This is a genomic window from Rhodohalobacter sp. (assembly GCF_034521535.1).
In the GTDB taxonomy this organism is placed as follows: Bacteria; Bacteroidota; Rhodothermia; order Balneolales; family Balneolaceae; genus Rhodohalobacter.
Genome location: NZ_JAXHMF010000010.1, coordinates 135,829 through 148,634, shown reverse-complemented (window position 1 = coordinate 148,634; position 12,806 = coordinate 135,829). Strand labels below are relative to the sequence as shown.

Here is a 12,806-nt window from a genome sequence, read left to right as displayed (position 1 = left end):
GTTGTGAAAGGTATTGAATTTTCCTCTTTTTTTAAGATTTGAACGCAACTGAAATAATGATTTCCAAACTAAAATATATCTGGGTTTTTGCCTTCTGATTGGCTTTCACCTTATTTAGAACTATTTTTCTGATATATGTACGTGTTGGACAAACATAAATTTCGGGCATTCTGGAAAAAGATCTGGGAGCTGATCACAAAAAAGCATGTTTTTTTTAATGCTTCAGCGATCACGTTCAACCTGATCATTTGTTCTATCCCTTTTACCCTTATTCTTATCTCTATTATCGGGTTTGTTCTCTCAATAGATGCTGCTTTTGAAGAGGTGATTCGATATGGCAGGGAACTACTTCCCAGCCTAAGTTATGAAGGGCAGACCGGTGACTTAATCGGAAGTGCCGTTACACTTGAGACGATCATTGAACCGCTGGTAAATGCACGCACCATTTTTGGTATTGCCGGTATCGCTATTCTCATGGTTTTTGCACAGGGTCTTTTTCACACCATGAAGCATGCACTTTTTGAAATTTTTGATGTTGAGGACAGAAAACATCCCGTCATGGAGCTGGTACACAACTTTTTTGCTTTTGGCGTGATTGGCGGCGTTTTTCTCTTTTTTAGCATAGCCATCTCTATCATCTCACTTTTTTCATTTAGTGAAATTGTAATTCCTTACACAGAAATTGTAATTGAACTTGGCTGGATAGCGGATTTTCTCACAAACGTGATTCCGGTCATTTTTATGATTCTTCTCTTTTACGCCATTTTCCGCTACATCAGCGAGCGCCGAATGCGTCCTAAAGTAGCCCTGTTATCTGCCATCACGTATACAATACTATTTGAAGCGGCAAAATATGGAATCAGCTTTTACCTCGAATATGCACTAACCAGTTATCGTTATTTTTATCAGGGCTATACTGTTATAATCATCATCATATTCTGGGTTTTTTACTCAGCTGTACTATTTATCATCACCTCTATTATGGCAAGATCCTATCAGGAAGTATACCTTCATGAACCTGTAACCGATCGAAATCCATATACCGACATCTCCTGATGTTTAATAAAGAAAATATTTTACCACTCGAGTTTTATTCCAATCCCGATGTTGTAGACGTCGCTCAAAATTTGCTCGGAAAAGTCCTCTGCAGCCATATTGATGGTGTATTTACCGCGGGAATTATTTCCGAAACGGAAGCTTACTGTGGCAGAAACGATAAGGCATGCCACGCAAATGATGGAAAACGTACAGACCGTACAGAAGTGATGTTTGGCAAGCCGGGAAACGCATACATATATCTGTGTTATGGAATCCATCACCTGTTCAACGTAGTTACAAATCGTGAAGGCCTGGCTGATGCCGTATTGATACGGGGTATCATTCCGGTAAATGGTCATGAGCACATAGAAGAGAGAAGAGCCGTAAAAAACAATAAAAGCTTGACAGATGGCCCCGGCAAACTGACTCAGGCATTGGGAATTACAACCAACCTGAACAAAACCAATCTCACTACTCCTCCGGTTTGGATTGAACACCGCAATATCGACATCCCATCAAAAGAGATTGTTCCATCCAAACGAATCGGTGTGGAATACGCCGGAGATCACGCGGAGCGTCTATGGAGGTTTAAAATATCAAAAGGTCTGAGTAAGAAGTTATAAGATCAGCACATCTTAATAATTAATTGACTCAAATATGAAACGGTAATTTTGCCGTAAGCATTAGAGCCTAATACAACATAAATCTTTTTCTGTGAAAGTTGGAACTTCAGGAAAGTCTATTTAGTTTAATGTTGAACAAATTAAAACCAAAACAAACAACTATCATGTTTAAAAAAGCGACATATTTAACACTCACAGCATTTTTATTTACAGCCTTTGCTGCTTTCACTACCGCAGACATGGATGCAACCAGCTGGGAAGTTGATAAAGCACACAGTACTATCAAATTCTCAATCACACACTTTTTCACACCCGTGACCGGTACTTTTGATGATGTTGATGCTACAATCAACTTCGATCCGAATAATCTTGCAGAAAGCAATATCGATGTAACCATTCCGATCGAAAGTGTGAATACAAGAAATGATCGAAGGGATAACCATTTACGCTCAGAAGATTTTTTCAACACATCTCAATGGCCAAACATGAGATTTGTGAGTAACTCTATTGAGCAAACCGGCGACAATCAGTTTGTTGCACGCGGTGAACTCACAATTCGTGACGTAACCCGTGAATTTGATCTACCATTTGAATTAAAAGGCGTGATGGATCACCCAATGAAGGAAAACACTCGCGTTGCAGGTATCGTAGCTAACGCTGAATTGATGCGAACAGACTTTGGTGTTGGCGTTGGTGACTGGGCTGCAACCGCTGTAGTTGGCGATCAAGTAGATATAGAACTGAATCTTGAGTTAAACTCTACTATGTAATTCAGATGTTGGTTTAAGATGATAAAAGCCCCGGTTTCCGGGGCTTTTTTTGTTTACAGACCGTAGCAAAAATTCATTCTATCTCCTCACCTCGCAGCTTTCTACCCCACCCTCCTTATTCTTTTTATAAAAACTGATTTCACATTCACACTTTTGCATTTCAACTGTTATATTTAACCGTTGAACCAAAAGCCTATCAATTTCATGAATAAAAAGACTTTTTATATAATTTCCGGTTTTATACTCTTTGCAGCACTTTCCAGATTGTTGCCGCACGCATACAATTTCACTCCGCTTGGAGCAATTGTGCTGTTTGGCGCTGCATATTTCAAAAACAAAAAATGGGCATTGATTGTACCCATAGTTGCTCTCTGGATCAGTGATCTCCTGCTGAATAATATCATGTATTCATCTTATTATGAAGGATTCGCATGGTTTACCGGTGGATTTCTCTACATCTATGGAAGCATCGCAATAATCGCAATTCTGGGTTACTACCTCTTGAAAAAAGTAACACTGGGTAGGGTCGTTGGTGGGGCAATAGGTGCATCTGTCATCTTCTTTGTGGTAAGTAACTTCGGAGTATGGATTGCCAGCCCGCTTTATCCACTGACCACTGAAGGACTTCTCGCATGTTACACGGCAGCCATTCCGTTTTTCCACAATACTCTTGGTGGAAATCTGGTTTACAGTGGAGTATTGTTTGGCGCCTATGAGTGGATGAAAGTGCAGTATCCTTCGCTACAGCCCGTCGAATCTCAAGTATAATTATTAATTGAGTGAGTAAAAAAATGATCATCATCGGTGCCACCTCCGGCATTGGTGAGGAACTTGCCAGACAAGCTATCCAAAACGGATATTTGGTCGGCGGAACCGGCCGTAGAGTCCATCGTTTGAAAGAACTCAAGAATGAACTTGGAGACGCATTCTACTACTCAAAAATGGATGTCTCTCAATTTGATGATGCCAAAATCACCCTTCATTCACTCATTGATGAGATGGGAGGAATGGATATCATCGTACTGAATGCGGGAATTTCCAACTACCCATCCTCTTCAATTACGGCCATGGAACAGAAGGTGATCGATGTAAATGTGAGTGGATTTGTTCAGCTCTTTGGAAATGCCTTTCAATATTTCAGAAAACAAGGTCACGGCCAGATTGTAGGAGTTTCATCCATTGCCGGACTTTTCGGATCATCACGGGCAGCTCCCTACAGTGCATCAAAGGCCTTTATTTCTACCTACATGCAGGCATACCGTCAGCGCTGCAACAAAATAAAAGAAGATATTACCGTAACGGATATTGTTGCCGGTTTTATCAAGAGTGAAATGACGGAGGGGAAAAAAGGTATGTTTTGGGTTTCCGAAACAGAGAAAGCTGTCAAACAGATACTCACCTCTATTGAAAAGAAAAAACCGGTCGCTTACGTAACCCGCCGGTGGCGTTTGATTGCCTGGCTTATTCATCTCATTCCTGATCGACTCATTGACCGACTTTGGTAACCCTAACCTGACTTACAATAAAAGGTAGAGTAGAAATAGGATGAATGGGAGTGTAAACACCCAGTCTGAAGAACGATATTTTGTTGTTTCTCTTACTTCCATAATTTTTCTTTTTGTAACCGAAAATAACTGTTTTTGTTTCGCAATCTGGTTAAATCATCCTAACCGGTGATTAAATCATCCTAACCATCCTTCCCTGTCGAGGCTGCGATACTGTATGGCCTCTGCTATATGATTGGCCTGAATTGACTCGGATCTATCCAAATCGGCAATTGTTCTTGATACTTTTAAGATCCTGTCAAATGCTCGGGCAGATAAGCCCAGAGTATTCATCGCTTTCTTGAGCATACCCTCTCCGGCTTCATCGATACGACATATTTTTCGGGCCATTTTGGTATTCATCTGTGCGTTGGAATAAACTCCTTCAATTCCCATAAATCGCCTGCTCTGTATTTCTCTTGCGGCAATTACCCGTTCACGGATTTTCGCAGAGCTTTCACCCTTTGTTTTTGCAGACAGTTCATCAAAACTGACTTTTTCTACATCAACGTGTAGATCAATCCTGTCCAGCATCGGACCGCTGATTCGATTCAGATAGCGCTGCATCTGCATGGGTGTGGCTCCGTTTTCATCATCGGGATCATACCAGTCGCCCGTTGGAGATGGATTCATTGATGCCACCAGCATAATTCTGCTCGGATAGTTCACACTCATACGGGCCCGTGAAATACTCACATTCCCATCTTCCAAAGGTTGCCTCATCACTTCCAGTGCACTCCGCTTAAACTCCGGCAGTTCATCTAGAAAAAGCACCCCATTATGTGCCATAGAAATCTCACCCGGCATGGGTATACTTCCGCCACCGACCAGCGCCACATCTGAAACCGTATGGTGCGGACTGCGGAAAGGCCGGTGCGTTACCAAAGACTTACCACTCTCCAGGATTCCGGCTACAGAATGAATTTTGGTTGTCTCCAAAGCTTCATCTAAAGTGAGTGGCGGCAGAATTGTAGGAAGCCTTCTGGCCATCATTGTTTTACCTGATCCCGGAGGACCCACCATAATTGCGTTATGGCCGCCGGCAGCTGCAACTTCCAGTGCACGCTTCACATTCTCCTGACCCCTCACATCTTCAAAATCGAGAACATCGGCTTTGCCATTTGTACTAAATAGATTTTTTGGATTAATCTTTAGTGGCGATTTACTCTTTTCATTCTCAAACCATCTCATCACTTCTCTCAAATCTGCAAAAGGCAAAACCTTTATTCCATCCACCACGGCTGCTTCCGGCCCGTTCTCTTTTGGAAGGATGATATATTCCAATCCCCGATTCTTCGCCTCTACCGCCATCGGCAGAACTCCTTTTACCGGACGAAGTTTTCCGTCGAGGGCGAGTTCACCCAATATCAGACTTTTTTCAAGTTTCTCAATTTGAATTTGTTCTGATACGGCAAGCAGGCTCACTGCGATGGGAAGATCAAAAGCGCTCCCCTCTTTCGGCAGATCGGCCGGGGCAAGGTTTACGGTTATGCGTCCACGTGGGAAAAAGGCATCCGCGTTTTTCAGTGCGGCGTCGATTCTGTCTTTCGACTCACTTACAGCCCGGTCGGGCAGGCCTACTAAAAAGTATTTTGGCAAACCACCGCTTCGATTTACTTCAACTTCAATCAAACGGGCATCTACTCCTATGGTTGAGGCACAATAAACTCTTGATAGCATAATTCTGAATCTTTTAATTCCGTTTCTCGTAGTATGAAACAGGAATCAGAACTTCCTTACAGATTTAATAGCAAATGATGGAGATTAATCATGGAAAAGACAGAAAAAACCATTCTTGAAGAGATTCAGGGAACAGTTCAGGAAATTATTTCACAAATCAAGGAGCTTATCCGAAGAGGAGATGCCAAGCGAGTAATTGTAAAAAATAAAAAAGGCAACGTTTTGCTTGAAAGCAGATTAACACTCGGAGTTGCAGGTGCCGTTATGCTTGCAGTTTATGCTCCTCTCTTTACAGCTATCACAACTCTTTTGCTCTATGTAAGTGATGTTCGCGTATTCGTTGAACGAGACGTTGATGAATCATCCGACGAATATGAGGTAGATGCCGAAGTGATTGAAATTGATGATAATGACGATGAGAAAAGCGGGAAAGAGGGCAAATCAGACAAAACAGTAGGTAAGGAATAAAAAAAATCGGCAAGCATCGATGACACTTGCCGATTCAGATATTATTCATCAAGAGCTGTTATTTCCAATGCTTCTGAGCAATTGCTACTTCACTGTCTAACTCATCCGCCAGAAAACGCTCGGCATCCAGTGCAGCCCGGCATCCGGTTCCTGCTGCAGTTACAGCCTGACGATAAATTGGGTCCATCGCATCTCCGCTGGCAAATATTCCCGGCAGATCCGTTTCTGTTGATTGTCCTTTTGTTTGGATATATCCAACATCATCCATGGTAAGCACATCTTTAAATAGATCTGTGTTTGGTTTGTGCCCAATTGCGATAAATACGCCGGTTACATCATCCAATGTACTTACTTCACCACTTTCATTGTTTTTGATTTTTACACCGTCAACAACCTGATCGCCTAGCACTTCCTCCAGCTCTGAATTCCAGACAAATTCAATTTTATCATTATTGAATGCACGATTCTGCATCGCCTTAGAAGCACGCAGCTCTTCACGCCGGTGAATGACAGATACTTTGCTTGCAAACTTTGTCAGGAACAGAGCTTCTTCCATTGCGGTATCGCCACCGCCAACAATTACCACGTGCTGTTCGCGAAAGAACGCACCGTCGCAGGTTGCACAGGCGCTCACACCTTTACCTCTCAGACGCTTTTCACTTGGAATGTTCAGCCATTTTGCAGATGCGCCGGTTGCAATAATGATCGCTTTGGCGTAAATATCCGTCTCTTCATCTACGGTAAGCTTGTAAGGGCGCTCGTCAAATTCAATGTTTGTCACATAACCGTATCGGCAGTCCGCACCAAAACGCGTGGCTTGCTGACGAAAATCTTCCATCATCTTTGGCCCCATAACGCCTTCTGGATAGCCCGGATAGTTATCTACTTCTGTGGTCTGTGTTAGCTGGCCACCGGGTTCAGGCCCTTCAAATACGATAGGATTCAAATCGGCACGGGCAGCATAAATCGCGGCTGTTAATCCCGCAGGCCCACTTCCTACTATAACTACGTCAAATGTTTTTCCTTGAATGTCTTCCATTTCCTTAAATTAATTTCTTTTTCTTTGACTAAATGTAATAAATATTGAACTCATTATTGGTCAATCTTGTCTATCAGATGTATAGTCAGCAACAAATATTACGTTCATCCAAACTTCTGTTTTCTCGGTAAAATTTTCGGGTAAAACTTAAATTGTCAGTTGCAAATTGGCAAAATTTGGATAAGTTTAAATAAACTAACTAAAAAAGGTGTGCTATGATTGTCGCCGTTTGCAAAGAAACAGAGGCTCTTGAGAAACGTGTTGCACTCACTCCGGAGGGGGCCGAAAAGCTATCCAAGATGGGTCTTTCCATTTTTGTTGAGAGCGAAGCCGGGTTGGCCTCAAGCTATTCTGATCAACAGTATCTTGATGCCGGTGCAGAGATCAAAAAACGTGATCAAATCCTTTCAGAGTCCGACCTGCTTTTAGCAGTTCAGGCTCCTCCTACTGAGGATATAAAAAAATTAAAAAAGGGTTCGGCCCTTGTTGCTTTTTTATGGCCCCTGCAAAACAAGGAGTACGTTGATTTACTGCTGGATGCACCGGAATCACCGGAATGGCTATGGATACCATCCCAAGAATAAGCCGCGCCCAATCGATGGACGCTCTCTCATCAATGAGTAACATTGCAGGATATAAAGCGGCGCTTCTCGGTGCTAATCATCTGGACAGATATCTGCCAATGATGATGACAGCTGCCGGCACCATTCCACCTGCAAAAGTATTGGTTCTTAGGTGCCGGTGTTGCCGGGCTTCAGGCCATCGCCACAGCAAAACGTCTCGGGTCTGTTGTTGAAGCCTTTGATATTCGTCCGGCCGTAAAAGAACAGGTGGAAAGTCTGGGTGCAAAGTTTGTGGAAGTCCCGCTCGAGGAGGAGTCTGAAACCAAAGGCGGATATGCCAAGGAGCTATCAGAAAAGAACAAAGAAAAACAGAAAGAGGTAGTTCATCAGCATGTAAAAAAATCGGACATCGTAATAACCACGGCTCTTATTCCCGGGAGACCGGCTCCGAAACTCATCACAAAGCAGATGGTAGAAGATATGTCGGCCGGATCCGTAGTTATTGATATTGCGGCTGAGCAAGGCGGTAATTGTGAAGTAACGAAGCCGGGTGAAGTGATCAGACATAATGGAGTCATTATTGATGGTCCGCTTAATCTGCCGAGCACACTGGCTTACCATGCGAGTAAGCTTTACTCAAAAAATATTCTATCCCTTCTTGATCTGCTGATCGAAGACGGCAAACCCAATTTCAACTTTGATGATGAAATCATCGTCAATGCTACTGTTACTCACAAAGGCGAAATCATCTCTCCGTTTGTAAAGGAAAATAGCTAACGGCAACAAAAACTATCTATATGGAAGCTTTTATCTTTAATCTGTTCATCTTTGTACTGGCCTCTTTTGTAGGTTTTGAACTGATCACAAAAGTACCTCCCACCCTTCATACTCCACTGATGTCCGGAGCAAATGCAATTTCCGGTATAACACTTAATTGGTGCCCTGATTATTGCCGGAGGATCCGATTCATTATATGCGCAGTGGATCGGCTTTGCAGCTATCATCTTTGCAACCATTAACGTTGTGGGCGGATTTATGGTAACCGACCGAATGCTCGAGATGTTCAAGAAGAAGGAGGGTGAAAAATGAGTCAGTTTCTTCCTGAATTTTTACAAAGTTACATCCCCAATGCCATTCAGTTGATCTACCTGGTTGCCACCGGATTTTTTATTGTGGGTATCAGGCGACTCGGTTCACCTGCTACAGCACGGTCAGGCAACCAACTGGCAGCAGTCGGTATGCTGATCGGTATCGTGGTTACAATGTTCGACCGCGAAATTGTTAGTTTTGAGTTGATTATTGCAGGTATCATTATCGGAACGCTTCTCGGGGCGATTGCAGCCAAAAAAGTACAGATGACCGCCATGCCGGAGATGGTTGCGGTTTTTAACGGGTTCGGCGGGGGTGCTTCGGCACTTGTAGCCTGGGGCGAATTTGCACGGGTTGATCCGTCCCTGATACCGGCCGATGGCCTGGTTACAACCGGGCTCAGTATTATGATTGGATCCATTACCTTTACCGGTAGTTTTATCGCATTTGGTAAACTGAAAGGATTCATTGGCGGCGGACGAATCGCGCTTCCGGGACAAAACTACATCAACCTGCTTTTAACTGCTGTTGCTTTAGGCCTGGTTGGATGGTTTGCTGTTGATCCCGAATATCAGCTGGTTTTTTGGCTACTCTTTGGTCTGGCACTGCTCATCGGTGTTTTAACGGTGCTTCCAATCGGAGGGGCAGACATGCCGGTTGTTATTTCACTGCTCAACTCATACTCGGGAATTGCAGCTTCTATGGCAGGATTTGTACTTGGCAACAATCTTCTGATTATTAGCGGTGCGCTGGTAGGTGCTGCCGGTCTGATTCTTACCAACATTATGTGCAAAGCGATGAACAGGACGCTATGGAACGTTCTTTTTGGAGCATTTGGTGGCGTATCGGATACAACTGAATCAGCCGACGGTGATAAATCATATCAGCAGACTTTTGCTGATGATGTAGCGATACAGTGTGCGTATGCTTCCAAAGTTGTTATTGCACCGGGATATGGACTAGCGGTGGCACAGGCACAGCACACACTCAAAGAAGTTGCAAATATGCTGGAAGAGCGTGGCGTAACGGTAAAATATGGCATCCATCCCGTGGCCGGACGTATGCCGGGACACATGAACGTGCTTCTGGCTGAAGCAGATGTCCCCTATGATCAGCTCTATGATATGGAAGAGATTAATCCGGAGTTCAAATCAACGGATGTGGTTCTGATAATTGGTGCGAATGACGTGGTGAATCCGGCGGCGAAAACATCACCCGGCAGCCCCATTTACGGCATGCCGATTTTAAATGTTGATGAAGCCAAAAGAACGATCGTCTTCAAGAGAAGCATGAATCCCGGATATGCCGGAATTGATAACGATCTGTTTTACAGTGATAAGAACCAGATGTTTTTCGGTGATGCTAAAAAATCTCTTCAGGAATTGGCATCTTCATTAAAAGAACTCGATTAGTTTCAATACCCTGTAAAAAGTCCTTTCCCTATAACCCAATCAAAATAAAGTATGTCCGTCATTAACGGGAAAAAGATTTTCCATGGAATAATTGGAGCGGTTACAGGTGGCGGCTCCGTATTATTATATCTGTTAGTGCGCGACTATTTTGGATTGAATCTTCCATCCTGGCCGCTATCAATCCTAAGCATATTACTAGCAATTTTTGTATCTGTATTTGTTCATGAACTTGGCCATTTAATTGGTGGGCTAACGCAAAAATTCCGGTTCTATCTGTTTACAGTTGGACCATTTAAAATGGAAAACAACCAAGGCAGTCTGCAGGCTGGTTTAAACCTTAACCTAAACGTAGCCGGCGGACTTACAGTAATGCTCCCTTCAGCTAAAACGTATGATAAAAAAAAGCTGGCATGGTTTATTGCTGGCGGCCCAATTGCCTCTTTTGTGCTTTTTATTGTTCTCACTGCTTTAGCAATAACTCTCAACTCTTTTTACGAAAATGACGGCGTAGTAAATTACATTATCTACTTTTCCTGGATGACAGCTGTCATTTCCCTTGTTCTTGGTACAATGGCTTTGATACCCGAAGAGGAAACCGGCCTCGAAAGTGATGGACTACAACTAAAAGACCTGATGCAGGGCGGTGAAAGAGCTCTGATCAAACAATATGTGATGCAGCTTTCCATGGCGTCATGGAATGGTACACGCCCCCGGAATTTGAATAATACAGCGCTTACACAACTAAATAAATTGACAGAAGACCAAACCGGATCAAATAGCATTCTGGCTAAACTTTTTTATTATGTCCACTACATGGACAATAATGAAAGAGTGCATGCTGAAAAAATGCTAAATAAAGGTGTCAAGATTGCTGAAGAGACAAATAATGATTTATTAAATGCTACTCTCTTTCTCGAAAAATCTTTTTTTGAGGCTTTCTGTAATAGAGATATTGAAAAGGCTGAATATTACTACGAAAAAGGTAAAAAAGGTCACAGCGAAAAAAGCACATTAAAACGTGCTGAAACAGCGCTTAACATATTAAAAGGAGACATTGATTCTGCAAGAGTAACTGCAGCAGAGACTCTAAAACTACTCGAAAGTTCGCATGATAGAGGTGGAGCCATTTGGGAAAAAGAAATACTTAGGAAATATCTTGAAATGCAGAGAATTCCTTTAACTGAACATTGAACTCACTTCTCTGAAATACAAAAAAATAAGGCCGGACTTGATCTCAGCCCTCAAGAAACTCGATTAAACAAAAAACCCGAAGAGCTATCTTCGGGTTTTTTGAGAATAGTTCGATAAGACTTAATTGCCGGCAGGAAGAATTCGGTTTAATGTGCCATTCGATTCATTAAGAAAATAGATATACCCATCAGGAGCTTCAATTACGTGACGAATTCGTCCGATTCCTTCAACCAAACGCTCCTCACTCACAAACTGCTCTCCATCCAGCTCTACCCTGGATATCAATTGGTACGCTAGGGCGCCAACCAGAGCGTTTCCTTCCCACCCAGGGTATTTATCAGAAGTTACAAAGGCCATTCCTGCGGGTGCTATAGAAGGAGTGTATTGATGTACAGGTTGTTCCATCCCTTCACGGTGGGTTTCTTCAGTAATAGTAGTTCCATCATAATTAATGCCATACGTGATTTCCGGCCACCCGTAGTTTGCGCCGGGCTTATCATTAATGTTAATTTCATCACCACCGCGCGGACCGTGCTCGTTCGTCCATACAACTCCTGTTTCGGGATGAACCGTCATTCCCTGAATGTTACGATGTCCGTAGGAATAAATCTCATCCAAGCCTTCCTTGCCAACAAATGGGTTGTCTTCAGGAATCGTACCATCATCATTCAGACGAAACAGACTTCCGTTTGATTTGCTCAAATCCTGGGCAGTGTTCATCTCCCCGCGATCACCGATTGAGAAATACATATATCCATCATGATCAAACACAATCCGGCTTCCAAAATGGTGTCCGCGACTGGTGAATGGTGATCCCACATAGAGCTCTTCCATATCTGTGAGTGCGTGTGCTTCTTCATCAAACTTTGCACGGACAATAGCCGTCATTCCCTCTCCATTATTCGGTTTGGAATAACTCATATAGAGCCATCCGTTTTCCTCGTAATTGGGATGGGGTTCAATATCCAGCAAGCCTCCCTGATTCCGGGCAAACACTTCGGGTACACCGGCAATCGGGTCACTGTGCATTACGCCATTTTTTACTTTCCTGAGTGTTCCATCCCGCTCCGTTATAAGTACCAGTCCCTCCGGCAAAAATGCCGCTGCCCAAGGCTGGTCAAGACCATCGACTACGGTTTGAACGTGAAAGTCTAATTCATCTGATTCATACAGATCACCGGGTGAATCCGGCAGTGCAAAATATCCTTCGGTCGTGGTCGTATCTGCTGCAGTACTTCCATCATTATTGGATTCCGTCTCCAAAGCTTCAGCACATCCCACAGCTAAAACCAAAAACAGAGCTGTAAAAAACGACATTAATTTTGTTGTATTTAAAACTGTCATAGGATAGGTGATTAAGGTTGATTGATTTATATAAACTTATCTACT

At 43.1% G+C, this 12,806-nt stretch carries 14 protein-coding genes and 1 pseudogene; 12 read left to right on the top strand and 3 right to left on the bottom strand.

Annotated elements, in window-relative coordinates:
* Positions 1-144: 144 nt before the first annotated feature.
* The 5 genes from U5K35_RS18960 (at position 145) to U5K35_RS18940 (ending at position 3,936) form a co-directional block, all read left to right on the top strand.
* Complete coding sequence (locus U5K35_RS18960) at positions 145-1,056, top strand: YihY/virulence factor BrkB family protein (RefSeq protein ID WP_322573093.1); 912 nt, start codon at positions 145-147, stop codon at positions 1,054-1,056.
* Complete coding sequence (locus tag U5K35_RS18955) at positions 1,056-1,661, top strand: DNA-3-methyladenine glycosylase (RefSeq protein ID WP_322573092.1); 606 nt, start codon at positions 1,056-1,058, stop codon at positions 1,659-1,661. Before U5K35_RS18960 ends, U5K35_RS18955 begins: the two co-directional genes overlap by 1 nt.
* A gap of 164 nt (positions 1,662-1,825) precedes the next feature.
* Entirely contained in the window at positions 1,826-2,431 is a 606-nt protein-coding gene (locus tag U5K35_RS18950; RefSeq protein WP_322573091.1) for a YceI family protein, read from the top strand.
* 204 nt (positions 2,432-2,635) lie between these two features.
* Positions 2,636-3,199, top strand: coding sequence for a DUF6580 family putative transport protein (locus U5K35_RS18945; protein WP_322573090.1), 564 nt, complete (start codon positions 2,636-2,638; stop codon positions 3,197-3,199).
* Positions 3,200-3,210: 11 nt separating this feature from the next.
* Positions 3,211-3,936 carry an SDR family NAD(P)-dependent oxidoreductase gene (locus U5K35_RS18940; RefSeq protein ID WP_322573089.1) on the top strand — a complete coding sequence of 242 codons (726 nt, stop codon included), beginning with the start codon at positions 3,211-3,213 and terminating at the stop codon, positions 3,934-3,936.
* Positions 3,937-4,113: 177 nt separating this feature from the next.
* On the opposite strand, the gene U5K35_RS18935 is transcribed toward U5K35_RS18940, so the two are convergent.
* On the bottom strand, positions 4,114-5,655 hold the full coding sequence (locus U5K35_RS18935) for a YifB family Mg chelatase-like AAA ATPase (RefSeq protein WP_322573088.1): 1,542 nt from the start codon (positions 5,653-5,655) through the stop codon (positions 4,114-4,116).
* 90 nt (positions 5,656-5,745) lie between these two features.
* Here U5K35_RS18935 and U5K35_RS18930 point away from each other — a divergent pair, with 90 nt between their 5' ends.
* Positions 5,746-6,123 carry a DUF4342 domain-containing protein gene (locus U5K35_RS18930; RefSeq protein ID WP_322573087.1) on the top strand — a complete coding sequence of 126 codons (378 nt, stop codon included), beginning with the start codon at positions 5,746-5,748 and terminating at the stop codon, positions 6,121-6,123.
* Between the two features lie 58 nt (positions 6,124-6,181).
* On the opposite strand, the gene trxB is transcribed toward U5K35_RS18930, so the two are convergent.
* Positions 6,182-7,162 (bottom strand): thioredoxin-disulfide reductase, encoded by a 981-nt coding sequence (trxB, locus tag U5K35_RS18925; RefSeq protein ID WP_322573086.1) that lies wholly within the window; start codon positions 7,160-7,162, stop codon positions 6,182-6,184.
* Positions 7,163-7,377: 215 nt separating this feature from the next.
* Between trxB and U5K35_RS18920 the strand changes: the two genes are divergently transcribed.
* From U5K35_RS18920 to U5K35_RS18895, 6 genes and pseudogenes are all read left to right on the top strand, one after another.
* Entirely contained in the window at positions 7,378-7,746 is a 369-nt protein-coding gene (locus tag U5K35_RS18920) for a hypothetical protein (protein WP_322573085.1), read from the top strand.
* Positions 7,725-7,958 (top strand): hypothetical protein, encoded by a 234-nt coding sequence (locus U5K35_RS18915; protein ID WP_322573084.1) that lies wholly within the window; start codon positions 7,725-7,727, stop codon positions 7,956-7,958. The genes U5K35_RS18920 and U5K35_RS18915 overlap by 22 nt, the downstream gene beginning before the upstream one ends.
* The gene (locus tag U5K35_RS18910; protein ID WP_322573195.1) at positions 7,858-8,502 is read left to right on the top strand and encodes a hypothetical protein; all 645 of its coding nucleotides are present in this window, start codon (positions 7,858-7,860) and stop codon (positions 8,500-8,502) included. Before U5K35_RS18915 ends, U5K35_RS18910 begins: the two co-directional genes overlap by 101 nt.
* Positions 8,503-8,522: 20 nt before the next feature.
* Positions 8,523-8,814 (top strand): annotated as a pseudogene (locus U5K35_RS19875) (NAD(P) transhydrogenase subunit alpha).
* A complete protein-coding gene (locus tag U5K35_RS18900) occupies positions 8,811-10,226 on the top strand; it encodes an NAD(P)(+) transhydrogenase (Re/Si-specific) subunit beta (protein ID WP_322573083.1) in 1,416 nt (471 codons plus the stop codon). The pseudogene U5K35_RS19875 and the gene U5K35_RS18900 overlap by 4 nt, the downstream one beginning before the upstream one ends.
* 135 nt (positions 10,227-10,361) lie before the next feature.
* Positions 10,362-11,417: a M50 family metallopeptidase gene (locus U5K35_RS18895; protein WP_322573082.1), complete on the top strand. Its 1,056-nt coding sequence runs from the start codon at positions 10,362-10,364 to the stop codon at positions 11,415-11,417.
* A gap of 120 nt (positions 11,418-11,537) precedes the next feature.
* Here the strand turns inward: U5K35_RS18895 and U5K35_RS18890 are convergent, their stop codons facing one another.
* The gene (locus U5K35_RS18890) at positions 11,538-12,761 is read right to left on the bottom strand and encodes a PQQ-dependent sugar dehydrogenase (protein ID WP_322573081.1); all 1,224 of its coding nucleotides are present in this window, start codon (positions 12,759-12,761) and stop codon (positions 11,538-11,540) included.
* Between the last annotated feature and the right edge of the window lie 45 nt (positions 12,762-12,806).

Coding starts and splice junctions, on each gene's coding strand:
- U5K35_RS18955 (WP_322573092.1), top strand. CDS start 1,056: ATGTTTAATAAAGAAAATATTTTACCACTCGAGTTTTATTCCAATCCC.
- U5K35_RS18950 (WP_322573091.1), top strand. CDS start 1,826: ATGTTTAAAAAAGCGACATATTTAACACTCACAGCATTTTTATTTACA.
- U5K35_RS18945 (WP_322573090.1), top strand. CDS start 2,636: ATGAATAAAAAGACTTTTTATATAATTTCCGGTTTTATACTCTTTGCA.
- U5K35_RS18935 (WP_322573088.1), bottom strand. CDS start 5,655: ATGCTATCAAGAGTTTATTGTGCCTCAACCATAGGAGTAGATGCCCGT.
- U5K35_RS18930 (WP_322573087.1), top strand. CDS start 5,746: ATGGAAAAGACAGAAAAAACCATTCTTGAAGAGATTCAGGGAACAGTT.
- trxB (WP_322573086.1), bottom strand. CDS start 7,162: ATGGAAGACATTCAAGGAAAAACATTTGACGTAGTTATAGTAGGAAGT.
- U5K35_RS18920 (WP_322573085.1), top strand. CDS start 7,378: ATGATTGTCGCCGTTTGCAAAGAAACAGAGGCTCTTGAGAAACGTGTT.
- U5K35_RS18915 (WP_322573084.1), top strand. CDS start 7,725: ATGGATACCATCCCAAGAATAAGCCGCGCCCAATCGATGGACGCTCTC.
- U5K35_RS18900 (WP_322573083.1), top strand. CDS start 8,811: ATGAGTCAGTTTCTTCCTGAATTTTTACAAAGTTACATCCCCAATGCC.
- U5K35_RS18890 (WP_322573081.1), bottom strand. CDS start 12,761: ATGACAGTTTTAAATACAACAAAATTAATGTCGTTTTTTACAGCTCTG.